The sequence below is a fragment of the Adhaeribacter terreus genome, from assembly GCF_042657365.1.
In the GTDB taxonomy this organism is placed as follows: Bacteria; Bacteroidota; Bacteroidia; order Cytophagales; family Hymenobacteraceae; genus Adhaeribacter_A; species Adhaeribacter_A terreus.
This window is the reverse complement of record NZ_JBHSKT010000011.1, coordinates 68,693-95,349: the sequence shown is the minus strand read 5'-3', so window position 1 is coordinate 95,349 and position 26,657 is coordinate 68,693. Positions and strand designations below refer to the sequence as shown.

General features: G+C 44.1%; 24 protein-coding genes. 12 read left to right on the top strand and 12 right to left on the bottom strand.

Annotated features, from left to right (window positions below):
* Window positions 1-40 precede the first annotated feature (40 nt).
* From ACFPIB_RS15840 to ACFPIB_RS15810, 7 genes are all read left to right on the top strand, one after another.
* Window positions 41-829 (top strand): FRG domain-containing protein, encoded by a 789-nt coding sequence (locus tag ACFPIB_RS15840; protein WP_378018447.1) that lies wholly within the window; start codon window positions 41-43, stop codon window positions 827-829.
* 122 nt (window positions 830-951) lie between these two features.
* Window positions 952-1,233, top strand: a complete 282-nt coding sequence (locus tag ACFPIB_RS15835; RefSeq protein ID WP_378018446.1) for an ATP-dependent Clp protease adaptor ClpS — start codon at window positions 952-954, stop codon at window positions 1,231-1,233.
* Window positions 1,234-1,248: 15 nt separating this feature from the next.
* The gene (gene recR, locus ACFPIB_RS15830; RefSeq protein WP_378018445.1) at window positions 1,249-1,857 is read left to right on the top strand and encodes a recombination mediator RecR; all 609 of its coding nucleotides are present in this window, start codon (window positions 1,249-1,251) and stop codon (window positions 1,855-1,857) included.
* A gap of 238 nt (window positions 1,858-2,095) precedes the next feature.
* A complete protein-coding gene (locus tag ACFPIB_RS15825; RefSeq protein ID WP_378018444.1) occupies window positions 2,096-2,455 on the top strand; it encodes a hypothetical protein in 360 nt (119 codons plus the stop codon).
* 60 nt (window positions 2,456-2,515) lie between these two features.
* Window positions 2,516-4,480 carry a glycosyltransferase gene (locus ACFPIB_RS15820; protein WP_378018443.1) on the top strand — a complete coding sequence of 655 codons (1,965 nt, stop codon included), beginning with the start codon at window positions 2,516-2,518 and terminating at the stop codon, window positions 4,478-4,480.
* 121 nt (window positions 4,481-4,601) lie between these two features.
* The gene (locus ACFPIB_RS15815) at window positions 4,602-5,816 is read left to right on the top strand and encodes a pyridoxal phosphate-dependent aminotransferase (protein WP_378018442.1); all 1,215 of its coding nucleotides are present in this window, start codon (window positions 4,602-4,604) and stop codon (window positions 5,814-5,816) included.
* A gap of 9 nt (window positions 5,817-5,825) precedes the next feature.
* Window positions 5,826-6,836, top strand: coding sequence for a bifunctional heptose 7-phosphate kinase/heptose 1-phosphate adenyltransferase (locus tag ACFPIB_RS15810; protein WP_378018441.1), 1,011 nt, complete (start codon window positions 5,826-5,828; stop codon window positions 6,834-6,836).
* Window positions 6,837-6,911: 75 nt separating this feature from the next.
* Here ACFPIB_RS15810 and ACFPIB_RS15805 read toward each other — a convergent pair whose 3' ends face one another.
* The 4 genes from ACFPIB_RS15805 to ACFPIB_RS15790 form a co-directional block, all read right to left on the bottom strand.
* Complete coding sequence (locus ACFPIB_RS15805; RefSeq protein ID WP_378018440.1) at window positions 6,912-7,328, bottom strand: hypothetical protein; 417 nt, start codon at window positions 7,326-7,328, stop codon at window positions 6,912-6,914.
* 332 nt (window positions 7,329-7,660) lie between these two features.
* The gene (locus ACFPIB_RS15800; RefSeq protein ID WP_378018439.1) at window positions 7,661-8,080 is read right to left on the bottom strand and encodes a VOC family protein; all 420 of its coding nucleotides are present in this window, start codon (window positions 8,078-8,080) and stop codon (window positions 7,661-7,663) included.
* Between the two features lie 78 nt (window positions 8,081-8,158).
* On the bottom strand, window positions 8,159-9,196 hold the full coding sequence (gene hemE / locus ACFPIB_RS15795; protein WP_378018438.1) for a uroporphyrinogen decarboxylase: 1,038 nt from the start codon (window positions 9,194-9,196) through the stop codon (window positions 8,159-8,161).
* A gap of 277 nt (window positions 9,197-9,473) precedes the next feature.
* Window positions 9,474-10,091, bottom strand: a complete 618-nt coding sequence (locus ACFPIB_RS15790) for a MarC family protein (protein WP_378018437.1) — start codon at window positions 10,089-10,091, stop codon at window positions 9,474-9,476.
* A 281-nt stretch (window positions 10,092-10,372) separates the two neighbouring features.
* Between ACFPIB_RS15790 and ACFPIB_RS15785 the strand changes: the two genes are divergently transcribed.
* The 3 genes from ACFPIB_RS15785 (at window position 10,373) to ACFPIB_RS15775 (ending at window position 14,802) form a co-directional block, all read left to right on the top strand.
* Window positions 10,373-11,503 carry a 5-(carboxyamino)imidazole ribonucleotide synthase gene (locus ACFPIB_RS15785; RefSeq protein ID WP_378018436.1) on the top strand — a complete coding sequence of 377 codons (1,131 nt, stop codon included), beginning with the start codon at window positions 10,373-10,375 and terminating at the stop codon, window positions 11,501-11,503.
* On the top strand, window positions 11,500-12,033 hold the full coding sequence (gene purE / locus ACFPIB_RS15780) for a 5-(carboxyamino)imidazole ribonucleotide mutase (protein ID WP_378018435.1): 534 nt from the start codon (window positions 11,500-11,502) through the stop codon (window positions 12,031-12,033). Before ACFPIB_RS15785 ends, purE begins: the two co-directional genes overlap by 4 nt.
* 510 nt (window positions 12,034-12,543) lie before the next feature.
* Complete coding sequence (locus tag ACFPIB_RS15775; protein ID WP_378018434.1) at window positions 12,544-14,802, top strand: TonB-dependent receptor; 2,259 nt, start codon at window positions 12,544-12,546, stop codon at window positions 14,800-14,802.
* A 33-nt stretch (window positions 14,803-14,835) separates the two neighbouring features.
* Here ACFPIB_RS15775 and ACFPIB_RS15770 read toward each other — a convergent pair whose 3' ends face one another.
* The 4 genes from ACFPIB_RS15770 to ACFPIB_RS15755 all read right to left on the bottom strand — a co-directional run bounded on the left by ACFPIB_RS15770 (window position 14,836) and on the right by ACFPIB_RS15755 (window position 19,486).
* Window positions 14,836-15,456: a hypothetical protein gene (locus ACFPIB_RS15770; RefSeq protein WP_378018433.1), complete on the bottom strand. Its 621-nt coding sequence runs from the start codon at window positions 15,454-15,456 to the stop codon at window positions 14,836-14,838.
* A 142-nt stretch (window positions 15,457-15,598) separates the two neighbouring features.
* Entirely contained in the window at window positions 15,599-16,885 is a 1,287-nt protein-coding gene (locus tag ACFPIB_RS15765) for a hypothetical protein (protein ID WP_378018432.1), read from the bottom strand.
* 144 nt (window positions 16,886-17,029) lie between these two features.
* A complete protein-coding gene (locus ACFPIB_RS15760; RefSeq protein ID WP_378018431.1) occupies window positions 17,030-18,079 on the bottom strand; it encodes a hypothetical protein in 1,050 nt (349 codons plus the stop codon).
* A 147-nt stretch (window positions 18,080-18,226) separates the two neighbouring features.
* Window positions 18,227-19,486: an aminotransferase class I/II-fold pyridoxal phosphate-dependent enzyme gene (locus ACFPIB_RS15755; protein ID WP_378018430.1), complete on the bottom strand. Its 1,260-nt coding sequence runs from the start codon at window positions 19,484-19,486 to the stop codon at window positions 18,227-18,229.
* Window positions 19,487-20,024: 538 nt separating this feature from the next.
* On the opposite strand from ACFPIB_RS15755, the gene ACFPIB_RS15750 reads away from it, so the two are divergent.
* On the top strand, window positions 20,025-20,426 hold the full coding sequence (locus tag ACFPIB_RS15750; protein ID WP_378018429.1) for a DUF5329 family protein: 402 nt from the start codon (window positions 20,025-20,027) through the stop codon (window positions 20,424-20,426).
* Window positions 20,427-20,681: 255 nt separating this feature from the next.
* Entirely contained in the window at window positions 20,682-21,092 is a 411-nt protein-coding gene (locus ACFPIB_RS15745) for a DUF5329 family protein (protein ID WP_378018428.1), read from the top strand.
* Window positions 21,093-21,180: 88 nt separating this feature from the next.
* On the opposite strand, the gene dnaK is transcribed toward ACFPIB_RS15745, so the two are convergent.
* From dnaK to ACFPIB_RS15725, 4 genes are all read right to left on the bottom strand, one after another.
* Window positions 21,181-23,103: a molecular chaperone DnaK gene (dnaK, locus tag ACFPIB_RS15740; protein WP_378018427.1), complete on the bottom strand. Its 1,923-nt coding sequence runs from the start codon at window positions 23,101-23,103 to the stop codon at window positions 21,181-21,183.
* 155 nt (window positions 23,104-23,258) lie between these two features.
* Window positions 23,259-24,332 (bottom strand): hypothetical protein, encoded by a 1,074-nt coding sequence (locus ACFPIB_RS15735; protein ID WP_378018426.1) that lies wholly within the window; start codon window positions 24,330-24,332, stop codon window positions 23,259-23,261.
* A gap of 791 nt (window positions 24,333-25,123) precedes the next feature.
* Complete coding sequence (locus ACFPIB_RS15730; RefSeq protein WP_378018425.1) at window positions 25,124-25,705, bottom strand: pseudouridine synthase; 582 nt, start codon at window positions 25,703-25,705, stop codon at window positions 25,124-25,126.
* A 78-nt stretch (window positions 25,706-25,783) separates the two neighbouring features.
* Entirely contained in the window at window positions 25,784-26,485 is a 702-nt protein-coding gene (locus ACFPIB_RS15725) for an SDR family oxidoreductase (protein WP_378018424.1), read from the bottom strand.
* Between the last annotated feature and the right edge of the window lie 172 nt (window positions 26,486-26,657).

Below are 26,657 nucleotides of genomic sequence, written 5' to 3'. Positions count from 1 at the left end.
GTTGAATTATTGGCTATCATATAAGAACCTATTTGCTCTCATGGATATTATTGAAATAAATTCCTTTCTTGAATTAGTTGAAAGAGTTACTAAATCCTATAATTGTGGCCATTGGGTATTTAGGGGTGTTCCTGATGGACAAAATCATAAACTTATACCATCAGTTGGGAGGCTAAAGAAGTTTAAAGAAGATTATATTGATTTTAGGCTCAATGAAGAAGAACTTTTAAATAAATTCAAACTTCGTTCATTTGGGCAATTAAAGCATCATCCAAATGATAATTGGGAATGGTTAACCCTTGCTCAACACCACGGTCTACCTACTAGACTTTTAGATTGGACAACAAGTCCTTTAGTTGCGGCGTTTTTTTCAACAAAACCTGAATTTGAAGGCGACGGTGAACTTAAAGAATGTTGTTTGAATGGTGGAGCAATTTATGCAATTCATTTTTGTGAATATATTGATACAGATGATTTTCCTAATCCATTTGAATATAAACAACATGGATTTTTTTATCCTCCTCACATAAGTGAAAGAGTTTCCGGTCAATCTGGGCTTTTCTCCGTGCAACCCGATCCTACCGAGGAGTTTCAAATTGGTTATGAGAAACAATTTGAATTAGAAATAATTGAAAAAATAATTTTTTCTCAAGAGGTTGCTAAAGAAATAAGACAAGCCCTTTATTTTTTAGGAATCCGTCAGGGTAATTTATTTCCAGATTTGGATGGATTTGCATCGGATTTAAAATCGCAAATAGTTCTAGCAGATTGTCATGGTAGACATAATAAATGGATGCCGAGCTTTCAAAATGAAGCTGAATTTCCTTAAAATAAACCTCACCCAAAAGGAATTCTCACCCCTTTCCGTTTGTTCTTAAAAGCCGGCCAGGGTGGCGCGGCGGCGGAAGATTTGCCTTGGAAAAGTCCGTAGTTTTTTCGTAATTTTGTAAGATGAACACAGCTACCGAAACCTTATACGAAGAGGACGTTCTTCTTCTCGAAGAAATAACTGAAGTGCGTAACCTTGTGGTTTACAACGACGACGTAAACACCTTCGACCACGTGATCGAAACCCTGATAGACGTGTGCAACCACACGCCGGAGCAGGCCGAACAGTGCACGCTGCTCATTCATTACAAAGGCAAATGCGTGGTGAAAATGGGCGAATTCGAAGCCTTAGCAGGCATGTGCACCGCCATTCACGACCGCGGCATTTCCGCCGATGTAGTTTAAATTTTAATCTGCTGGATGAATTTTCCTTCCAAGTTAATAGAAAATGCTGTTGAAGAGCTGGCCAAACTCCCGGGAATCGGGCGGAAAACGGCTTTGCGACTGGCTTTACATTTGTTAAAAACCGAAACGGAACAAACCGTAGGCATGGCCGACGCGCTGCTGAAAATGCGGACGCTGATCACCTATTGCAAAACCTGTCACAACATCTCCGATTCGGAAACCTGCAGTATCTGCGGCAATCCCGGCCGCGACCACAGCCTTGTGTGCGTGGTTTCGGATATTCGTGATGTGATGGCGATCGAGAATACATCGCAGTTCAAAGGGGTGTACCACGTGCTGGGTGGCGTTATTTCCCCCATCGAAGGCATTGGGCCAAGCGATCTGACCATTAATTCCCTGCTGGAGCGCATCCCGAATTCGGAAATAAAAGAAGTTATCCTAGCCCTCAGCCCGACCATTGAAGGTGATACCACTTCTTTCTACATTACCCGCAAGCTCAAAGATTTCAACCTGAAGATCACAAGTATTGCCCGTGGTGTACCGGTTGGCGGCGAGCTGGAATATATTGATGAAATTACGCTGGGTCGGAGTATTGTGGAGCGGAGTAATTATGGCCGCTCTTAGACTTTTTTCGCTTAAAACTCTACCGGTTTTATATCTTTGAAAGCTGCCCCCAAAAGGCAGCTTTTAGTTTTTTAGGGGAAAAGGATAGCGTTTTACATTAAATACTGATATTTACTCAAATTAAGTAGCCTTGTTGATAATGAGTTTTCTGTCTGCACTTGAAGAAGCTTTCAATAAATATTTTCAAAAGATTTTTGATGATTATTGATTTCAGATCTATGATACATATTCTGAAGGTATGGGGGCATTATTGAGTTTTAAAAATGATTCATTAAAACTTCAATTAGTTAATGATAAAAGTCTTTTGAATTTAAATATTAGTGCATCAAATGAAGAGAATTTCTTCGATGCTGATTTAGTTAACTCCCTTCTATTATTAGAAAAGGATGAAAATTTGAAAATAGGTCAGTTCGCTAAAAGGCAAATCATTATGAAGCGACTGGATTTAGAAGAACAGGCAGCTTTAATTCGGGATAATTGGGAAAGGTTGATTTTGCTATTTAATCATCAGAATATTAATTCAACGAAAATCAGGCTTGATAAGCTAGGAATAGAACGCGCAGAAATAACTTTTGGTAAAAGCGTATTCAAATCTTAATTACCAAACCCTCAGAAAAAATCTCCATATTTGCTTCTTTGATTTCCCCGAGTTCCCCGTTTGAAAAAGCTTGCCGTAATAATTGTTAACTACAACGTTTGCTACTTCCTGGAGCAGGCGCTGCTTTCCGTGCGCAAAGCGGTGCAGCACCTGGATGCGGAAGTGTGGGTAGTCGATAATAATTCGGTAGATGGTTCGGTGGAAATGGTGCGGGAGAAATTCCCGGAGGTGAAGCTGATCGCCAATAAGGTGAACACCGGTTTCAGTAAAGCCAATAACCAGGCTATCCGGGAAAGCAATGCGGAATATGTATTGCTCCTGAACCCCGATACGGTGGTGGAGGAAGATACTTTCGTGAAGGTTTGTCGGTTTATGGACGAACACCCGGAGGCTGGTGGTTTGGGCGTGAAAATGCTGGACGGTAAAGGCGAATTCCTGCCGGAAAGCAAGCGCGGATTGCCTACGCCGTGGGTAGCTTTTTACAAGATCTTCGGGCTTTCGAAATTATTTCCGAAGTCGAAACGGTTCGGGCGCTACCATTTAGGGTTCCTCGATAACGATCAGATTCACGAAGTTGATGTGTTGAGCGGAGCGTTCATGCTGATGCGGAAAACCACGCTGGATAAAGTCGGGTTGCTGGACGAAGATTATTTCATGTACGGCGAAGACATCGATCTTTCCTATAGAATTACGCAGGGCGGCTACAAGAATTACTATTTCCCGGAAACGCGCATCATACATTACAAAGGCGAAAGCACAAAGCGCACCAGCGTAAACTATGTATTCGTGTTTTACCGCGCCATGATCATTTTTGCTAAGAAGCATTTCAGCAGCGGTAATGCGGGTGTTTTTTCGTTCCTGATCAATCTGGCCATTTATTTGCGCGCCGGCGCCGCCATTGCCATGCGCTTTTTCAAGGCGGCGCTGCCGGTTTTATTGGATGCGGTGATCATTTTCGTGGGCATGTTTTTCCTGAAAAATTACTGGGAAGAGAACCACAAATGGGTGCCCACCGATTATCCGCCGGAATTTATGCTGGTAGCCGTGCCGGTTTACATTTTTATCTGGCTTTTTTCGGCGTATTTCAGCGGCGCTTACGATAAACCTTTCCGGGCTTCCAAAGTGGTTTGGGGTATTTTTATTGGTACCATTCTCATTTCGGCTATATCCAATTTCTTCGATGCGTACCGGTTTTCTAAAGCGTTGATCGTTTTGGGTGGGGTTTGGGCTGTTGCGGCCATTGTCGGAAGACGGTTGCTGGTGCATTTCCTGAAATATAAAAACCTGCAAATGGGGAAAGCTCAGCAGAAACGCATTGCCATTGTGGGTTCTGAAGCGGAAAGCCGCCGGGTAATTAAGCTCCTGAAAGAAGCGCGCATCGATGCAACCATTCTTGGGTTTATTTCCGACGACAATGCGGAACGCAGCGCCGGTGATTTCCTGGGCGAACTGCGGCAACTGAACGAAATAATCCAGATCTACGGCGTAAACGAACTAATTTTCTGCGGCAAAGATTTGGGAACCAGTGAAATAATAAGCCTGATGGCGCAAGTTTCTGATAAGGAGATCGAGTTTAAAATTCTGCCGGAAGCCAGCGAATACATTATTGGTAGTTCTTCCAAAACCAGTCAGGGCGATTATTATACCATGCAGATCGACCTGAACCTGGACAAGAAAACGAACCGTCGCGCCAAGCGTTTACTGGAGTTTTTCCTTAGCGTGGGGTTTCTGGTTTTAAGCCCCGTTTTGCTACCGTTTGTGAAAAAGAAAGGCGGTTTTCTGAAGAATTGTTTCGGGGTGCTTTTCGGAAATAAGCAGTGGGTTGGTTTGAAACATACGGGCAAAGGTGCATTGCAGAAACGGGAAGTTGTGCTGTCGCCGGCGGACCGGTTTGCAGATAATAACCTGGATGAAGCGACGGTGGAACGCCTGGAGATTTTGTATGCGAAGGAATATTCGCCGCTCATGGATCTGGAGATTTTACTCAAGGCTTTCAGGAAGTTAGGCCGGAATAAGGACTATTAGTTTTTAGTGCCAAAACCCTACCGTTTTCTTACGCGTTTATTGGCCTTGTTTTAAACCAAGAGAACATTGTTGATTCTCGGGAAATATCCTTATTTTTGGCTCCCTTAAATTTACTTGAATTATGCAGTTAACAGAAACTGTAAGCGGCGTTTTGTCCGACCGCATTGTTTCCCTTTCCGAATCGCAGACCATTGCCATGGCTAAAAAAGCGCGCGAATTGGTAGCCAAAGGTATAGATGTTATAAACCTGAGTTTCGGCGAACCCGATTTTCAGACTCCGCAATATATTAAAGATGCCGCCAAACAGGCTATTGACGATGGTTTTACGTTTTATACGCCCGTAGCCGGTTACCCGGAACTGCGCCAGGCCATTGCCGATAAGCTGAAACGCGACAACAACCTCGATTACAAACCTGAAAACATTGTAGTTTCTACCGGCGCCAAGCAAGCCATTGCTAATGCGGTAATGTGCCTGGTAAACCCTGGTGACGAAGTGCTGATCTTTTCGCCTTATTGGGTTAGTTATGAGGAAATTGTGAAACTGGCTGAAGGCATTCCGGTGCAGGTAGTTGGGAAGATCGAGAACAATTATAAAGTTACGGCCCAGCAACTCGAAGACGCGATTACATCCAATACCAAGCTGGTAATGTATTCTTCGCCTTGCAACCCGACCGGTTCCGTTTTCACGAAAGAAGAACTGGAAGCTTTTGCGCGCATTCTGGAAAAACATCCGCAGGTGCACATTATTGCCGACGAAATTTACGAATACATCAATTTCAGTGGCAAGCACCACAGCATGGCTGGTTTCGATTTTATTAAAGACCGCGTAATTACGGTAAACGGTTTCTCGAAAGGCTATGCCATGACCGGCTGGCGCGTAGGTTACCTGGCTGCAAGCAAAGAAATTGCTGATGCCTGCGATAAAATGCAAAGCCAGATCACTTCCGGAACTTGTTCTATTGCTCAGAAAGCGGCCGTGGGTGCGCTGAAGGGTGGCAAAGAATCTGCGGAAATGATGACAGAAGCTTACAAACGCCGCCGTGACCTGGTACTGGACCTGCTGAAAGAAATTCCGGAAATTAAGACGTATGTACCGGAAGGTGCTTTCTATATTTTCCCTGACGTAAGCGCCTTTTTCGGTAAATCGTGGGAAGATTATCAGATCAACGATTCGATGGATCTGAGTATGTTTTTGCTGAACGATGCTAACGTAGCACTAGTTAGCGGTGATGCGTTTGGAGCATCGCAGTGCATCCGTTTCTCGTTTGCCGCTTCCGATGAAAAACTGACCGAGGCCATGAAACGCATTAAAACCAGCCTCGCTAAATTAGCTTAAATTATTGTTTTGAACAGTCTGAAAGAACTTTTCGATTCCTTCGATGACCTTACGGTACTGATCGTGGGCGATGTGATGATCGATTCGTATTTGTGGGGGAAATCATCGCGGCTTTCGCCGGAAGCACCGGTGCCAATCGTGAATGTTGTTAAAACCGAAAAGCGTTTGGGTGGCGCTGCCAATGTGGCGCTGAATGTGCAGGGCATGGGTGCTAAACCATTACTTTGTTCTGTAATCGGCGACGATTTGGAAGGGGCTGATTTTGAACGCTTGCTCGAAGAAAAACAGCTTTCTACCGAAGGCATTGTAAAAAGCGTGGAACGGGTAACCACTACCAAACAACGCATTATTGCCGGCAATCAGCAATTACTCCGCATCGATTCGGAACATGAAACGGAACTGACTAAATTTGAAGAACGGCATTTGCTGGAACGGTATGAAAAACTGCTCAAAAAGTGCGATGTCGTTATTTTTGAAGATTATGACAAAGGCGTTCTAACCGCTTCGGTTATTCAGAAATTAATTGCCGCGGCGCAGAAAATGAATATTCCGACGGTAGTAGATCCGAAGAAGAAGAATTTTCTGAGTTACGTGGGTGTGAGTTTGTTCAAACCAAATTTAAAAGAGCTGAAGGAAGGTTTAAAAGTAGAATTTGCCGAAGCAAACCTTGAAGCTTTTGAACAGGCTGCCGAAACGTTGCAGCATAAACTTCAGGCGGGCAATATTTTAATAACCTTGTCAGAGCGTGGCGTATTTTGTACCGATGGCGAAACCAAAACCTACATCGACGCGCATGTTCGTTCTATTTCCGATGTTTCGGGGGCCGGCGATACGGTAGTGAGCATTGCGGCTTTGTGTCTGGCGCGACAAATACCTTTGCCTTTGCTGGCTGGTCTGGCAAATTTAGGTGGAGGCTTGGTTTGTGAGCAGGTAGGCGTAGTGCCAATAGATAAAGGAAGGCTTTACGAAGAAGCCCGCGAATTTAACTTGTTCGAAGAGCTTTCAGAAACCAGAAATTAGGAACTGTTTTACTTTTTCATCTAGAAACCATAGCGTTTTAAAGCACCTGTAACCTGCTTTGAAACGCTATTATATTTATACCGCCAGAATCCAGCGTTCAGCATTTTCGAGGTTGTCGAAAACAATGGCGATCGTATCGGTAATGGAGCGGCTTAGCACCGAATCTGCGGAAAAGCGGCTTATGGAATCTTCAGAATAGATCCAGGCAATATTATGTACGCCACTTGCATTCAGGCGCGGAGCAAAATTGGTAATGATCCATTCTACAGACTCCGTAAAAAGGCCTTCAACCTTCGAAACGTCGTTAATTAATTTCGAAATTTTGTACTGCTCTACATACTTCAGTAATTGTTCGCTGCCTTCCATAACCTTTTCTTTGGAAGGGAGGCCGCTCCACACAAGTTTTAAGAAATTTCCTTCTGTAGACATAAAGATTTCCAGGTAATCTTTGTGACAAAGCAGTTCATAAGAAACATTGTTTGGATGATGCATAGGTTTATTAGAAGCGGAAGTAGTGAAGGAGTGCATGGCTTAACAATTTTAATCGAATTTATAAACAAAAAAATGCGCAAGCCTTGGAATTAAGTTTAAGTTGAAATTTTTATGGTAAAAAGCCGGTTTTAGCAAGTTAATCTCCCATAGCATAGGTTACCCGAAATAAGTCCTGTAACAGATGCTTGTTTTGTTGTTTGGGTGGCCGGTTATGAATGATGGAAATGTGTTATTTTTTTTTGTGAAATCTTATAGTAACTAAAGACGTGTAAAAGTGTTGCTGCGTTTTCGTCTGTTTCGCCACATTCTTAGCATTCTAGGAAAAACGGTTTTTAAGAAATTCCGGGAGTTTGCATTAAAACAACGCGCCAGCCATCAGGGTCTTCGAAAGTCAGGCCTTTGGCTAACCAATATGGATTTTCGGGAGTGACGGTAAAATAACCCATACTTTTTAAGCGGTTTTCGATAGCGTTTATTGCATTACTGTCTGGCATGTAAAGCACCAGTAAGTTATCTTTTGTAGGCGCGGGGCAAGGGCTACCATGCTCATGCGAAGTGAATTCGAGGTGATACGGAAAACCTGGTAAACCTAACATTACGCCGTTGTAACCTTCGTGTGCTTCAAAAGAACCAAGTATTTTTAAGCCCAGGCCTTGTGCGTAAAATGCGGTTACTTTTTCTAACTGATCAGTGGGCCGTGCAATACGCACCTGCACGACAGGCCAGTTTTCGCCATTCATTTCAGGTACCATAAAACGCTATGGAAATGGGGTGGAAAAGTAAAGGCCGGCATTAATAAACCGGCCCTTTTTCAAGTTTGAAGCGCTGACTTAACGCATTTGCGCACTGAATTCTTTTACGGCATCTATGTAGCAGCGTACGTGGTCAGGATTGGTATCCGGGTAAACGCCGTGGCCTAAATTGGCAATATGGCGGTCGGGTCCGAAGGCTTCCAGCATCTTTTTTGTTTCCTTGCGAATGGTAGCAAAATCGCTGTATAAAGCGCACGGATCGAGGTTTCCTTGCAAGGTTTTATCCGGCCCAACTTGTTTACGGCTTTCGGCAATATTCATGTTCCAGTCTAAACCTACAACCTGGCAGGAAAGCCGGCCGAAATCTTCCAGAACAAAGAAAGCGCCTTTGGCAAAAACTGTAACGGGCACGTTTGTTAGTGCGTCGCAGATCTGCTTGATGTATTTATAGGAAAATTCTTTGTAATGCGCCGGCGGTAAAATACCTGCCCAGGAATCGAAGATCTGGATAAGATTAGCTCCGACTGCAACTTGTGCCTGCAAGTATGCAATGGTGGTATCGGTAATTTTCTGCAACAGTTTGTGCGCCATTGCCGGTTCAGTATAAAGCATTTTACGCGCCTGCGAAAACGTTTTAGAACCGCTGCCTTCGATCATGTAAGCAAAAATGGTCCAGGGAGCACCGGCAAAACCGATAAGCGGCACGCGGCCGTTCAGAGCTTTTTTCGTAATTTTTATGGCATCCAGCACGTATCCCAAATGTTCTTCCGGATCGGCGATCAGCAGTTGGTCGATGTCTTTTTCGGTTTTAACCGTTTTAGGGAAAATCGGACCGCGGCTTTCCACCATTTCGTAGGTTAAGCCCATGGCTTCTGGAACTACTAAAATGTCGGAGAAAATAATGGCAGCATCTACACCCAACAGATCTACCGGCTGAATGGTAACTTCAGCAGCAAATTCCGGCGTTTCTACCAGTTCTTTAAATCCGCTCAAAGAGGCGCGAACAGCCCGGTATTCGGGTAAGATCCGGCCAGCCTGTCGCATGAGCCAAACGGGAGTTCTTTCAGTTTTTTCGCCGCGGGCAGCCCGCAGAAACAAGTCATTCTTCAATTGCATGGCGCAAAGATACTTTTTATTGTGTAATGCGGGAAAGATTGATTTCAGGTTTTATTATTTAGTGGTGATGATTTTGGTCAGTTTTTAAGGTGAAAAGTATAACGTTTTCTTCTCGTCATCCTGAGCGTTAGTCGAGGGAACTTATAAAGGTGCATTTCTGAGTTTTTCTGCTTGAAAGGATACCGTTTTTCGTTGATCGTACTCCACTGCGTGTTCGAGTGAAACTATTTTGAATCAGTTAGTAGAAAAAGCTCCTTTCCCTGAATCAGGGGAGGGGTTACATCTTCATTAAGGCGATTACCGAAGAAACAATGAAGTTTACGCCTATAGCCAGTACAATAAAACCCATGATCTTCGAAAGCGCTTCAAGGCCGGCGCGACCCATAAAACGCATCAGACTGCTGGAAAAATACAGAATGGCGTAACTTAAAATGGCAACCAACGCAATGCCGGCTATTATCAGGGCAAAATCAAGAGTGTGCAGATTAGGTTTGAACATGCTGATACTTACGGCAATAGCGCCGGGCCCGGAAAGCATGGGCATGGCTAGCGGTGCGAAGGAAATATCGTTGCGGTGAATACTGTCGGCGACGGCAGTTTTAGAGATTTTACGGCCGCCGGTTTTGGTGTTCAGCAGATCGAAACCGGCTTTCATGATCATCAGGCCGCCGGCAATCCGCAGATCGTGAATACGCACCCCGAAAAAGTTGAGCACGTACTGGCCAATGAAAAAGAACGTAACCAGAATGCCTACCATGTAAAAACACGCTTTTCGGGCTTGCTCGTTGCGGCGTTCGGGTGTGTCGTCATGCGTTAATGTGAGAAAAACCGGCATGGCCCCAAACGGGTTCACAACCGAAAATAAAGCCGAAAATGTGGCCAGAAATAATTCCATATGCAGATTAAATGTTAGTACAAATCTAGAACTGCTACATTACGCCAGCATTTCTTAAACGTTAACTTGCCACTAAGCTTTTTTCAAATTGAAACGTTATTCTTAAACCTTCCTGATATTGAAAATTGAAAGCTATTCATTCCGTAAGATTTTAAAATTGTAGAACCTGAATATAGTAAAATATCTTTTGATTTTGGATAAATTCCGGAAATGGCGTCTGCATTTCGGTCAGCTATTTTAAATTCTGTACTTTTGAAGCCGGAAACCCTACCATTTTTACCATGATCGGAAACGTAAAACTCGGCATTTTGGGCGGCGGCCAGCTCGGGCGCATGCTTATTCAGGCCGGAATAGACCTCAATCTTTACACTTTAATTCTGGATCCGGACGCTGATGCGCCTTGCAAGCAACTTTGCAACGAATTTTACCACGGCAGCTTTGCCGATTACGAAACGGTATATAATTTCGGCAAAAAGTGCGACCTGGTTACCATCGAAATTGAACACGTGAACTGCGATGCGCTTGCCCAGCTGAAGAAAGAAGGCGTGAAAGTTTTTCCGGATCCGGAAGTGATCCGCACCATTCAGGACAAAGGTTTGCAAAAGGAATTCTACAAAAAGAACAATATTCCAACCGCCGATTTCAGGCTTTTAAAAGATGCTTCCGAGCTAAATGCGAACCAGGATTTTCTGCCTGCTTTCCAGAAACTCAGAACGCTGGGTTACGATGGGCGCGGCGTTCAGAAAGTAACTGCTGAAACTGCTTCCGAAAAAATATTTACCGAACCTTCGGTTTTAGAAAAACTGGTAGATTACGAAAAAGAAATTGCCGTGATTTGCGCCCGCAACGAAAGCGGCGAAATTGCGGTTTTCCCGGCTACGGAACTGGTTTTTCACCCGGAATTTAACCTGGTAGATTATTTAATTGCGCCGGCCAATATTTCGGAAGAAGTTTCTAAAAAAGCTGCCGAACTCGCTAAAAATGTGCTGGAAGCGTTTGATATGGTTGGTTTACTGGCCGTAGAAATGTTCCTGACCAAAACCGGCGAAGTACTGGTGAACGAAGTGGCCCCGCGGCCGCACAATTCCGGCCACCACACCATGAAAGCCAATTTTACCTCGCAGTTTGAGCAACATTTGCGCGCCATTCTGAATTTACCTTTAGGCGATACAAGTCAGCATAGTGCGGCGGCCATGGCGAATTTATTGGGCGAACCGGGCTATACCGGCGAAGCGAAATATGAAGGTATAAACGAAACGCTGGAAATTCCGGGGGTTTACTTACATTTATACGGTAAGAAAATTACCAAACCGGCGCGCAAAATGGGCCATCTTACCGCTTTAGCCCAAACAACGGCAGAAGCACAGGCCAAAGCAGAAAATGCCCGCCAAAATTTAAAGATAATCGCATGAGTGAAAACCAATCAAACCCGAGAACTGCGCCCGTAGTTGGCATTATTATGGGCAGCCAGAGCGATCTGAAAGTAATGGAAGCCGCTTCCGAGATCCTGGAAATGCTGCAGGTTCCGTACGAACTGACCATTGTTTCTGCGCATCGCACGCCGCATCGCATGTTCGAATACGCCGAAGGTGCCCGCAAACGCGGTATCAAGATCATTATTGCCGGAGCCGGTGGCGCTGCGCATTTGCCGGGCATGGTGGCATCGCTTACTACGTTGCCGGTAATTGGTGTGCCGGTAAAATCGAGTAACTCGATAGATGGCTGGGATTCTGTGCTTTCTATTTTGCAGATGCCAGGCGGAATTCCAGTGGCTACGGTTGCCTTAAACGGTGCCCAAAATGCCGGTATTTTAGCGGCTCAGATCCTGGGAACGACCGATGCCGTGGTTGCCGACCGACTGGAAAAATACCGCAGTACCTTAAAAGAAAAAGTGATGCGCTCCGCCGAAGAGCTTCGCCGCGGCGACCGCGATATTGATTAATTTTTATCGGTTTAATTCTGCAAGTTTAGTGTAGCATAACTTGTGGGTTAAATTGTGGTTAGTTTTTAACTGACCTTTTCTGCAAGACAATTTGACAAGGCTGGCAATGAAAACGCTATGGTTTTACCATGAAAAGTCGCTATAAAAATATACCTTGCTTTTGCTTCAGATCTTTACTGAAACGGTAGGATTTTGACGTAAAAAAGTCGCAATGCTTCCGCCAGTTACAAGCTGGCTAACTATTGAAAGTCATAAGTTGCGCTGTGCTAAACTTGCGACATATTGAGACAGTTATTATTTGAAAATATCAAAGCCTGATCGTGAAAACGGTCAGGCTTTTTTTTATGAAGTTTTTTCAATGAAAGCAATACCGTTTCGGAAACTATTTTCATGAATTAGAGTTATGTGTTTAATAAGTTTAGGTTAATCTAAAAATTAAATTATCTTTGTTTTTAATTTAAGATTAGGTGATTTCTTAAAATATAATTCGACCTTTTTAATATTTGCAATATGCCTAAAAAGATACTGTATGCTATATTAACCTACCTGTTTGGGTTTCAGGTTGTTTTCGCGCAAAACCTGAAACAGGAGATCAGCGGGAAAGTAGTTTCGGAAGGTGAAGGAGTTGGCTTTGCCTTGATCGGTCTGAAGGGAACTGCTCATGGAATTACCGCAGATGCAGCTGGAAATTTTACGCTAAAGGATGTTCCGGCTGGTAATTACGAGTTGGTTGTTTCAGCAATTGGGTTTCAGAACCATAAGAAAACGCTAAGGATAGGGGCCGAAAAAGTATGGCTTCAGGTAGAATTGAAAAAATCGCTGCAGCAACTTCAGGAAGTGGTGGTGAGCGGGACCATGAAGGAAACGTACACCATGCAGTCACCGATCCACGTGGAAGTTTATACGCCGAAACTGTTTCAGAAAAACCCGACGCCCAGCATTTTTGAAGCCATGCAAATGGTGAACGGCGTGCAGCCGCAACTGAACTGCAACGTCTGCAATACCGGCGATATTCACATTAACGGGATGGAAGGGCCTTATACCATGGTAACGATAGATGGTATGCCGATCGTGAGTTCGCTGGGCAGTGTGTATGGTTTGAGCGGTATTCCGAACAGCATGATCCAGCGGGTGGAAGTGGTAAAAGGCCCGGCTTCTACGCTTTACGGCTCGGAAGCGGTAGGTGGTCTGATCAATATTATAACCAAAAATCCGGTGGATGCGCCGTTGGTTGCTACCGATATTATGGCTTCTTCGCACGGCGAACTGAATGCAGATGTTGCCGTGAAAAAAGACTTTGGGAAAGCGCAAAGTTTGCTCGGTATTAACGCTTTTAATTTTCAGAACCGCCGCGATGTGAACGAGGATAATTTTACGGATATCACTTTACAGAAACGGATTTCAGTGTTCAATAAATGGAATTTCAACCGGAAAGAAAACCGGCTGGCAACGCTTGCGGCGCGTTATTTATACGAAGATCGTTGGGGCGGTGAACTGAACTGGCAACCACAATTCCGGGCCGGCGACAGCATTTACGGCGAATCGATCTATACGAAACGGGTGGAAGTAATTGGAGCTTATGCGTTGCCGGTGAAAGAAAAAATGACTTTGCAGTTTTCCTATAATAACCATCGCCAGAATTCGGCTTACGGCGCCATGCGTTACCTGGCCAACCAGCATATTGCGTTTGCGCAACTGCTGTGGAATAAGACTTTTGATCGGCACGATATTATGGTTGGCTTGCCTTTCCGATTCGATTTTTACGACGATAATACGGTGGGAACGCAACAAAAAGACGGCTCGAATAAACCGCAGCAGCTTTATTTACCGGGCATATTTGTGCAGGATGAGGTAACCATCAATGAGAAACTAACTTCTTTGCCCGGCATTCGCTTCGATTACAATTTGGCGCACGGCGGTATTTTTTCGCCGCGGCTGGGTTTTAAATTCGCGCCAAACAACCATAATACCTTTCGCCTGAATGCCGGAAACGGATACCGGGTGGTGAATTTATTTACCGAAGACCACGCCGCATTAACCGGCTCCCGCGAAGTAATTATTAAAGATAAACTGAAACCTGAAAGAAGCTGGAACGCAAGCCTGAACTACCAGAAATTTGTAGACCTGAATAATGGTTATCTGAACCTAGATGGCAGCTTGTTTTACACCTATTTCACCAACCGTATTTTGGGTGATTTTCTGACCAATCCTGACCAGATCATTTATCAGAATTTACAGGGACACAGCATTTCGCGCGGCATTACCTTAAATGCCGACTGGATGTTTTCGTTCCCGTTAAAACTGAATGCCGGCGCTACTTTCATGGAAGTTTATACGGTACAAAAAGCCGAAAACGGCACCGAAGAAAAACAACCACAACTGCACGCTCCCAAGGTTTCTGCCACCTACGCGATCACCTATACCTTCAACAAAATAGGTCTTTCTTTAGATTATACCGGCCGGCTTTACGGCCCCATGCATTTACCAGTGCTGGAAAACGATTTCCGGCCGGCAAAATCGCCGTGGTTCAGCCAGGATAATTTGCAGCTTACCAAAAAAATGAACTATGGTTTTGAAGTTTACGGCGGCGTGAAAAACCTCTACAATTTCCTACCCAAAGATCCGCTCATGCGTCCTTTCGATCCGTTCGATAAACACATAAACGAAAATAATCCGGAAGGCTATACCTTCGATACCACGTACAATTATGCGCCGATTCAGGGCAGAAGAATGTTTTTAGGCGTAAGATGGGTTTTGAGCAGAAAGTAGTTTTGAGTTTTCAGGCAGAAAAGTATAGCGTTTTCAGGAATTCGGAATTTGCTCAGATCCGGGTTTCCGGGTTCTGAAAAGCTGAAACAAAAACGGTAGGAGTAAGCCGGTAAAAAGTCCCGTTACAACGAAGGTAACGGCAAGTTGCACATTGGTCTTTCCAAAGGCGGCACCGGCAAACATTGGTATAAAAGCCAGCAAAACCAATTTATCGTCGAATGGTTTTTGCCGGACAATTTGTTGTGGTTTAAGAGAAGTTACATCGTCGGAGATCAGGAATTTTAGCTTGTGGAAATCTGCGGCCAGTAACCAGATATTCATCAACAGAAAAACACTGACCACGTACGGCGTTCCTCTCCAGTTTTGTGAGATCGTGATAAGCAGAATATTCAGGAGCATGGGCAGCAGCATAATAGCTCCCAACGTTGCAAACCGGCGCGAAAGTAAAAGCCACCCGATCAGGATCTGCGAATAGGCAATAAACCTTGCAAACAGCGCCAGATCGTATTTTGCCAGCGATGCTTCAAGCCAGACCGGCCCCATAAGTCCCGGAAAACCCGGAACCAGTTTACTCATGCCAGCCGTGAAAAACAGAAAGCCAAGGAAAACACGTAAGCAAACTAAAACCCAGGGAGTGAAGAAATGCTTTTTCATAAGGGATTGAATTATTAATGACCTGAAGTCTAATATTTTAGTCAGAAGTTTTCAACCAAATTTACCTACAGCCTTCTTTCATTAACTTAAAAAGCCTGAAGCTGGTGCGAAACAATTTTAGTCACTTCGCCAGAAATACTTATCAGAAACTTACACCAACCAGAATTGCAGTATTATGGCTTCTGGTACCTATGCCAACAGCATTGGTAAACCCGGTGTTGAACTCATAATTTGCTTGCAAAAATACCGGCATCTTGTTAGGTAAAATATGTTTCAGGCCAGCACTTCCTACAAAACCAAGCTGGTGTTTGCGTAGTATTGGGCTTAAAACGTCAGTATCCTGATTTTCAACCGGTGGATTATTAAGGTAATATTTAGTAGATGAGATCTCTTCGTTATTGGTTAGCATAAAGCTATTGCTTAAACCTACTTGGGCGTAAGGAATAAATCTCGCAGCAGGCATCGTATAGCGTAATGCCGTTTCGAGGCGAATGTAGTTAAAATCGTAAGCCACCCGGTAATTTGAATAAGCTAAATCAGAAGAGGCATGGGTGTAATTAGCGGTATAACTTCTTTTGGAATAGAATACGGCGTTATTGATGCTTAACTTATCGTTAATAAATGGTAAAGTAAAATCTACAAAAGCTGCGGCAGTTGGCGAGGCTTTAGAGTTATATTTTCCTGCACCCAGGAAATGATAGTCCATATTTACGTTTAGGTGTGAAAAGCTTAAACCAGCCATTAAACCCCAGGTAAAAACTGATTTTGACCTGTGGTGACTAATAACTTGTTTGGAAGGCGCAATGCACTTGTTATATTTTATAAACAAATCTATTAATTGAGACGGCTTAAGTTCGGTTTTATCTATTATGGGGCCAATGGAGGTACAATCTTTAAATGCGACTTTAAGCGCTCCTACATAAAGTTTTGATTTATAAGGATACTTCAAACCGGTTGTGGGATTGGTCATGTTGGCTTGTAAATAAACCAGTTCCTGTATTGGTTCTTCCAGTTTCTGGAAAAAATAATGCGACTGGTCATTGGCATCTTTCATGAAATACAAGCTGGCAGTTCCTTTTACCAATACCTGCATAAAACTAACCGGTCCGTTTCCTGCTACCGGAATTTCCTCAAATTGATTTAGTAAGTTTAATTTGCGATTAACGATCGGAGCACTTTTGGATTCATAGATTTTACCGCCGATAAATCCATAGCTAATGATCTGATTTGGGTTGAATGGCTGGTTTTCAGCATTTTCAGAAACTTTATAAGCACATTCCAGCGCACTTTTAGTATCACCTTTATAATTTACGAATCCGCGAAGCGTATCATTTTGCAGCGTAACGATATAACCTGGGCGGAAATCTTTTTGAGCAAAACAGGTAGAAGCAAGACAAAGGAAAAGTACGATAGGTAAAATTTTGTTCATGTAATGGGTGTTTAATGCGCCCAAAGATACTTTGTTAATTGAAATAAAGTAACAATAGGGTTATCTTAAAGAAATGATTTATTAAATGCCTGCAACCAAAATAGTAGTGAAGGTTTAGCTTAGTTCAGTATTTCAATGCTGAACTTATTTGCGTTTTTGCTTAATTCGCGGCTCGCGCGACAGAATGGTTTTTAACTGCAACCGCACAATTTCACCCATGTTTTCGCATTTCAGAAATTCCGGGGCGTTGTGATGCTGGGCTAGTTCCTGCTGCAGTTGCCTGATCTTTTCCGGGGTAGAAATAGTATCGGTGCGCATAATATCTACCAGATCTTTTAACCGATAACGCGCCGATCTTAAGCGATGAAACAACGATGTGCGTTCCTCGCTTTGGTATTGCTGCATGGTTTGCGGGTTCAGCAGCTTTATTACCAGGTCAACCATTTTGTTGTTTTCTTTAAAGAACTGGGGCAGGTACATCTTTTTCTGGCCTTCGTAGCTCTGCTGGTCAAAATCTATGGAACGGATCCGGTATTGTTCGTCTTCGAAATCGGGGGTAACGTCTATCACATAATTATAAGACCGCATATCGCCGAGTAACCGGATAAAGCAGCGTTCATTGAACTTCACAAATTCCTTGGCAATGCGAACTTTATTGGTATTCGGAAGCTCGAGGTAATCTTTAATAAAAACATCGCCCGGAATTCCGGCAATGTGTTCTTCTATCAGCGTTTCGCCGTTTACGAGGTAGTTTATGCGGCTGGGAGACAAGATATGTTCCAGTTCAAGTCCGTAGATCCGCGAAGCATCGGCCCGTTTTACGTAAAAATAATCGTAATTATCGTTCAGCTGGTTGGTGATCTGCACGCGGAAGGGATTGGTATTGCCGAAAGTACAATAATCGATTCGGGAAACCACCAAGTGCTCCATTACTGAAACATCGCCATCCGTTTTCAGCAAGGCATAGATCATGGTCAGGCCATCATTTAATTCCTGCCGCTGCCCTTCGTGGTACATTACCGTTTGCCAGAGCGTATCGATGCCTTTTTTATCGAAATAAGGAAATGATTCGGTGTAGTGAAGCAGATCTCTGTACTGTACCGGCAAGGTTACCTGGCGGTCGTAAGCATGCAGGTATTTTTGCAGACTTTCAGAAACCGGGTAGATCAGTTTTTTCTTAGATATCTGGAGCACGGCAAATTTTAAATTTCAGGTGATTGAAAGTTAACGAAATTCCGCTTGGTTGTATAATTTTTTGGCCCAAAAACGCTATGCTTTTACATGAAAAAAGTCTTTCCGCAGGGCGAAAAGACTTTTTGTGAGTTATCAAAACTTAATCACTTAAACAATTACTGCCTGTTCGGCTTTCAATTCACTTATAAATTGGTCCAGAATGCCCTGGCGTACGTGGGGCATTACTACAATTTTATACCAGCTCGCTTCCCGTTCATATGTGTCGGCTACTAGGTGGTACTTTTCGGCTAACTGGGTTGAAATATGGCTGCTCCGGATGGCGATGATGTTGATGTGCGGGTTGCGGAAGTATTTGATACCGAGTTCGTTCAGTTTATTGCAAAGGCGGGTGGTGCGGTCGTTGAGCATCTGCATTTTTACGCGCCAGCCATCGGAACCATGCGTGCGCAATATCATCCAGACAGAAATGGCGTTGGCGCCGGACCGGCTGCCGCAAAGCGTAAAATCCTTACCTGGAATATACTGCGCTTCGTCGGTGCAAACGAATTCCATCCAGTTTTTCCGGATCAGGAAAATGCCGGTGCCATAAGGCGTTTGCAGCATTTTGTGCGCATCTATAGTAATGGAAGTAATATCCGGGTTGCGGAACGAAAATTTATTTTCAGGATTCGTGAACGGGTAAATAAAACCACCAAAAGCGGCATCGATGTGAAGTTTAAAATCTACGTTGCGGGTTTTCAGCAGGGTCGTTATGGCATCAATGTCATCTAACGAGCCGAACATGGTGGTAGAAAGATTCAGAATGAAGATAAAATGCTTTACGCCCTTCGCCTGCAATTCATTTATGGCGAGTTCCAGGTCTTCCATTTCTATCTGGCGGGAGGCATCTGTCACTTTTAGGATGCGTGATGTAAGGCCTAATAAGTTTACGCCCTTCGGCATGGAATAATGACTGTCCTGGGAAAAAATTACGGCGATCTCGTTTGGTTTTGCCTGTTTTTCGCGCATGAAATAATTGCGGTAGATCCACATGGCCTGAATATTGGCTTCGGTGCCACCAGGTGTTACGTAGCCGTCCTGCTGGTTGGTTTCGCCGCCAAATATTTGTTCGGCGCAGATCTTTATCAGGTCAATTTCCAGCTTTTGAGTACCGCGGAAATAGCTTAAATGTTCGTTACTGAGCGTGTGGCAGCCAATATGGTTTGGGTTGGCAATAAGCGTACGCAAAAACGGAGCATCCTGCAGAAAAGGGGCGTCTTCGTAAAATTCTTCCTGGTCGAGGTATGTTCCCGGAATACCGAGCACTGGTTCTTTGTGCAGATCTATATTTTGGCGCAATGCTTCTTCTATCCGCAAGTTTATGGCGTCGTGCGAAAATTTTTCCCAGTGCATGCTCAGTTCTTTCATGGGGTGTAAATCAGGTTATTAGCGATTCAAAATTAGGAACCTGCATTTCGACTTGCTATGGAACCAGTCACTCCGGAACATGATCTTGGTCAGTTTTAAAATGGTTGTGTATAAACCTTTGAAATTATAATACAATTCTTGGCAGACGAAAATTGAGAATGCCGGGTTTTTAACCCGAAAAATACCTAGAACTAGGTATTTGTTATTAAATCTTAGTGCAATACTTTTGTGAGATTGCCTGTTATAGGTGTTTGTTTTTCAGGTGGGTACAGGTAGCGTTTTTGAGTTATTGGGTGAGAGCATTAATTCTTTTTTTGCCCCTGAAGCCCGGCTGAAATAATTTATTTTACTAAAATACTTTCCGGGAAACCGGGATCAGAAGCCGGTTTTTTGTTCCGGCTTTTGTTTTTTTTAGCTCAAACCATAGCGTTTTTTTACAGAAACCTGATATATTTACTAACCTGTTATTTTTTGTGGCAAGATGGTTGCAAAGCCGGTTTCAGGCAGTGTTTATTTCAGAAATTCATTTTATAGATATATGAAGAAGATCGTTTTTTTTACATTCTTGCTATTAAGTTTTGGCTTTGCGGAAGGAGCTTTAGCTCAATCTGCGGCAAATGCTGCTACGCCAAAACCAGTTACAAAAACCATTTCGGAAGAAGAGAAAATTAATCGGTTGATAAAGTATGTAGCTGGTTTGCAAGGTGCTACCTTTATCCGGAACGGCGATGAGTACCCGGCTAAAGCTGCGGCAGAGCATTTGCAGATGAAGCGCAGAAAAGCCGGTAACCGCGTTAAAACGGCCCGTGAATTTATAGATGGTCTGGCTTCGGAATCTTACCTTTCAGGAGAAGCGTACCAAATCCGGTTAAAAGACGGCAAAACGTATAAAAGCCGCGATGTGTTAATGAAAGAATTGCAGCGCATTGAAAAGATGTAAGAGTTTTTTACCCAAAAAGTATAGCGTTTTTAAAAGTCCGGCCGAGTTTTTGGCCGGACTTTTTTGTTTTAAAACCCTACCATTTTACTTCCACAATGAGCAGAAACATGCGGGAGAAGAAATTGACGTCGTAATTTAGTAAAGTAGCATAAAAACTTAGGTAGTTCAACAACAAACTGAAAATCAAGGAAGTAAATAATATTGGGTAGCCATTTTTTTATTGAAGTGCCTGCCAGATCATTTATTTGCAAGCCAATGAAAAAGCTACTTATTTTTATTATACTGGTTTCGGGAACTTATCAGGCTGCTTTAGCCCAGCATGCTTCGGATCAGGAAAAAACGGAGGTCTCGCAATCTGTAAACATGACCGAAGAAGAAAAAGTAAACCACCTGATCAACTACCTCCGGCATCTTTCTGGTTCAGTATTTATCCGGAACGGCAACGAATATTCCCCGGATAAAGCTGCGGATCATTTATTGAGCAAATGGAACAAGCATAAAAAGAAAGTGAAAACCGCGCATGGCTTTGTAGATCGGCTAGCCACTTTTTCCAAAACCGATGAACCGTACCAGATCCGCCTGAAAGATGGGAGTACGATTAAGTGCGGCGATTTTCTTAATCAGGAACTGAAACGGATCGAGCTTCAGAGTAGTTTTTTAGAGTAATTACCTACCGTTTTATTTGAGAAACTTCAAAAAAAAAAGTCCCGGAGAAACCTCTCCGGGACTTTTTTAGCTTAAAACCATACGGTTTTTATTTTTTATCGCCGTCTACTTCTTCGTAGTCAACGTCGGTTACATTGTCGTGGCCCTGGCCGTTGCCGCCTGGCTGACCGCCGGTAGCACCGCCCATGTTCGGATCAGGTCCGGCGCTGCCGCCTTGCGTTGCCGCATACATTTCCTGCGAAGCTGCCTGCCATGCCGCGTTGATCTTCTCCATCGCGCTGTCAATAGCTGCTGCATCTTTAGAACTATGTGCCGTACGCAGTTCAGTTAAAGCACCTTCAATAGCCGTTTTGTTTGGCTCAGAAAGTTTGTCGCCGTATTCTTTCAGCTGTTTTTCCGTCTGGAAGATCATGCTGTCAGCTGCGTTCATTTTCTCAATTTCTTCTTTGGCTTTCTTATCAGCTTCAGCATTTGCCTGGGCTTCCTGACGCATGCGCTCAATTTCCTGCTCGGTTAAGCCGGAAGAAGCCTCGATGCGGATCTTCTGCTCTTTGCCGGTAGCTTTATCTTTTGCCGTTACGTGCAGAATACCGTTCGCATCAATATCGAAAGTTACTTCAATTTGCGGAACGCCGCGTGGTGCCGGTGGAAGACCATCTAAGTGGAAACGACCGATGGTGCGGTTATCGCGGGCCATTGGGCGCTCACCCTGCAACACGTGAATTTCTACCGAAGGCTGGTTATCAGAAGCCGTAGAGAACGTTTCCGATTTCTTGGTAGGAATAGTGGTGTTCGATTCGATCAGTTTGGTCATTACGCCGCCCATGGTTTCGATACCCAATGAAAGCGGGGTAACGTCTAACAGAAGAACGTCTTTTACTTCACCGGTCAATACACCACCCTGGATCGCAGCACCAACGGCCACAACTTCATCCGGGTTTACGCCTTTAGAAGGTTTTTTGCCGAAGAATTTCTCTACTTCTTCCTGAACTTTAGGAATACGGGTCGAACCACCAACCAGAATCACTTCATCAATATCGCTCACTGATAAACCGGCATCTTTCAGGGCTTTTTTGCAAGGCTCCATGGCACGGTCGATCAGGTCGTGGGCTAATTGCTCAAATTTAGAGCGGCTCAGTTTGCGTACTAAGTGCTTCGGAATACCATTAACCGGCATGATGTATGGCAGGTTAATTTCGGTTTCGTTAGAAGAAGAAAGTTCGATCTTCGCTTTTTCAGCCGCTTCTTTTAAACGCTGTAAAGCCATCGGGTCCTGACGCAGGTCAATGCCTTCGTCGTTCTTAAATTCATCGGCTAACCAGTTAATGATCTTCTGGTCGAAGTCGTCGCCACCTAAGTGCGTATCGCCGTTGGTAGAAAGCACTTCGAAAACGCCATCGCCAAGTTCCAGTACAGAAATATCGAAAGTACCGCCACCTAAGTCGAATACTGCAATTTTCTGATCTTTATGTTTTTTATCTAAACCGTAAGCCAGGGCAGCAGCCGTAGGTTCGTTAATGATCCGTTTTACATCCAGACCGGCAATGGCGCCAGCTTCTTTGGTAGCTTGGCGTTGCGCATCGTTGAAGTAAGCAGGAACGGTAATTACTGCTTCGGTAACTGTTGTGCCCAGGTAATCTTCGGCGGTAGCTTTCATTTTCTGAAGCACCATGGCAGAGATTTCCTGCGGTGAATACTCGCGGTCATCGATCTTTACCCGAACCGTGTTATTTGGTCCTTTTACTACTTCGTAAGAAACGTGCTCTGAGCTAACTTCATCAAAGGTATGGCCCATGAAACGTTTAATAGAAGCAAGTGTCTTTTTCGGGTTGGTAATTGCCTGGCGTTTAGCCGGATCACCAACTTTGCGTTCGCCATTATCGAGGAACGCCACAATGGAAGGCGTTGTACGGCGCCCTTCACTGTTTGGAATTACCACTGGTTCGTTACCTTCCATTACGGACACGCAGGAGTTGGTAGTTCCTAAGTCAATACCTATAATTTTTCCCATTATGTTTTATTTAGTTTTTAAATATCTAAGGTTTCTATATCAGGAATTCTGAATACGAAAATGGTTTATCAACAGCTATGCCAACCAAAAAAAAAACGCACTACCGTGACAGATTGTCACAATAGCGCGTTTTCTCAGCCAAAAGCTGAAATTTTTTACTTGAATTTCAGTTTCTGATATTGGCTGTTGTTGATCAGTTCCGCCAAAGCGGCCTGGCTTAAACGCGTTTTAACTACGCGCTGTACCCGCGCCCCGATCAGGCCGGTGCCATTTTTAATATTATCCCATTCGGGCTTTACCTGCGAAAAAATAGAGAAGGAATTGTTAATACGGAAATTGGTAGCAAGGCTTTCTGAACCTGCGGTTACAGTTACCAGAATATCGCCGGCGGTACGCACGGTTCCGGGTTTATCCTGGCTGGTATCTATCATATTCAGCAGGTTGGTATAGAACAGGCGGTCTTCTACATCGAATCTGATCTCTTTGGCTTCTTGCAGGAAATTGTTGCGGATATACCACGAAAGTTGCTTTTTCTGAGAAGTAACGCCGTCGGATTCTACATAGTTGAATGTTAGTTTTACGGAGTAGATAGAAGCATTTACCGGGCCACGGAATTCAACGCGGTTCAGTTTTTCAGGTTCGTATTTGCTGGTATCTATCTGGTCGAGCGGAGGATAACCTGAGCTGATGTAACTTACTTTGAAAATGCTGAAACGCTGGCTCCGGCTGCTTTCGTTACGTTGTACCAACTGCGTCGCGCCGCTGGTAGTTAATCCAGATTTAGGGTTTGTGGCTACAACACGGTAGATCGCATTTTCATCGGTTAACGGGCCCGGCTGATTTGGTTTGGTACGGTAAAGCACCTGGCTTGGGCCGAAAAATGTACCAGCTTCCTTGTTCGTGCTGACAAAACGCTCCATCGGGTAGGAATTTAGAACCGAGCTGTCTTTGGTGCTCAGGCGTTCCAGTTTTACAACTAGCCCTTCTTCCGGATAAGTTGTAGAATCCGGGTTGGTGGCGGCAATAGTTAAAGCGTTGGAGTTGGTGTTAAGGAATGCTTTGTTTACTTTGGCGTAATGTATAGTATCTTCCTGGTTCAGAATGCTATACATAACCATAACCTCTTTGTATTCGGCATTAGGGTCGAGGTCGGTAGAGCAGCTGGAAAAAACGAAAGCACCAAAACTCAGAGCAACCAGGTACCGGAAAGCAAATTGACGAAAGCGCATAAAATCAGGTTTCAAAACAAATAAGGCAACCCGACAAATATACGAAATTATGGGTTTATTTGAAATGGTTTGTTTTTAACATTACAACGATAGTGTTTTCTATTATCATCTCGTTGTGGGGAGAAATCTCTTCGGCTTGGTAGTTTTGTTTGCTATTGAGTTTTTCTGTTTGAAAGGATACCGTTTTTGTCATCCTGAGCACAATTGAGCGCGGGAGCGCGAAGATTGCGAGCGTAGCTTTGAAGGACCTTTTCGGCGGGCAGCAGTTTTTCAACTAAAAGTGCCAGCGTTTTTGAATGACCTTTACTACTAAACAGCTGACTTTAAATTTTCATCGGCAATTTATTCCCTCAAGCCGGGCGGGCTTCGTTTCTGCGTTCGCGGCTCCAACCTTACCTGCCCTTCCGGGCTGGCTAAAGCCACCGGTAAGCTTGGAGGCCGCTCTCACAGAAACTGGTATCATTCACCTTCGTAGTCAGCTTCTTTTTAGTTTAGTTTTCTAGCTAACGTGATTTTCAACAGACGCTGCGCTGGCGATAGGCGTGAAATCATAGTTTAAAATCACAACAATCACAAGAATCAAATAAATCACAGTTCAGACCAAATTCATTGTCGTCTGCTTTAGCTGACGGATTACACCTTCGAAGAAAAGTCCTCCCCTGAATTAGGGGAGGATTTAGGTGGGGTCTTTAAAAATCGTGTTCAATAACCTTTAATCCCTGAATCTGATAAATTCTAAATCAAACTATTGTCCTGTAAATCCTTTAATCTTGCAAATCCTGATTCCGGTATTATCGGCGCAGCGCTTTCAGGGCTTTTACTTCTTCGGGTGTGAGTAAACGGCTTTCGCCGGGTTGGAGCTTTTCAATTTTCAAAGGCCCGATGGCTTCGCGGATAAGTCTTAAAGTAGGATAACCAACAGCGGCAGTCATTTTTCGAACCTGACGGTTCATGCCCTGGCTTATTTTAATTTCTACCCAGCTGGTTGGTATATTGGCCCGGAAACGGATGGGTTTGCTGCGTTCCCAGATGGGTGGTTCGATTTCTAAAAGCCGGGCTTTGGCCGGAGCGGTTTTTACGTTTTTTATGATCACGCCGCGTCTTAGTTTTTCCAGTGCTGCTTCATCCGGAATACCTTCTACCTGCGCCCAATAGGTTTTTTCCACCTTGAATTTTGGGTCGGAGAGACGGTGCTGCAATTGTTTGTCGCTGGTTAAAAGCACTAGACCTTCGCTGTCGTAATCGAGGCGGCCAACCGGGTAAATATCAGGCGTTTTTACGAAATCTTTGAGCGTGGCGCGGCCGTTCTCATCGGTAAATTGCGTGAGGACTTCGAAAGGTTTGTTCAGGATGAGGTAAGTAAATTGCTGCACGGGTTTTTAAGCCTGAAACCCTACCGTTTTCTGAAAGATGCTGCAAAAAACGGTAGGGGAATTGGTGAAAAAAGTGGTTTAAAACGGATTGGTAGCCCAAACGGTAAGTTCCGGAATAAAGCCGCGGTCGTCCATTTCTATAGCGCCTTTTATAGCCACGGCAATTTCTTCGCCGCGCAATTTGTTGGGTACTTCCGGTTTTTCTTCGCGGGTTGCTACGTTAAAAGCGGTTGTTACTTCGCTCGGATTAATTAGAATTACCCGTACATTGTGCTTCCGCAATTCGGCCTGCCAGCATTGAGTCATGCCGCGCAAGGCAAATTTAGAAGAAGCATAAATGCTGCCGCCTTCAAACCCTTTGGTGCCCGCTGTAGAAGCAATGTTGATGATATTGCCGGAATTCTGCTGCTTGAATAATTTTGCTGCTTCGCCGGCCATTAAAGCTGCTCCAAAAACGTTGATGCGGTAAATGTATTCGAAATCTTCCAGCGTGCATTCGTCGATCTTTTTGAACAAACCCAGACCGGCGTTATTGATCAGACAATCGAGTTTCCCAAATTCCTGTAAAAATTCCTGGTAGGTCCGTTTTACGTCATCCGGGTTGGCTACATCGGCAGTGATCGGGAAAGCGCCCAATTCTTTGGCGGCAGTTTCGGTGCGGGTTTTATCGCGACCGGTAATAGCTACTTTGCCGCCGTTTTCAATAAGTAATTTGGCCGTAGCGTAACCAATGCCCATGGTGCCGCCGGTTATTAAAAAGGTAGAATTTTCGATCTTCACTCTTTATTTAGTTTAAAGTTGAAAGTTATGAGTTTTCTGTCTTCCCGACGATAGGAGAGATCTATTCAGTTTGGTACTACCGCTTTTTCCGGCTTTCTACCTTCCTCCGGAGAGATCTCCCTGCGGTCGAGATGACCTGAAACGACTTTTACGTTAAAAAACGCTATGGTTT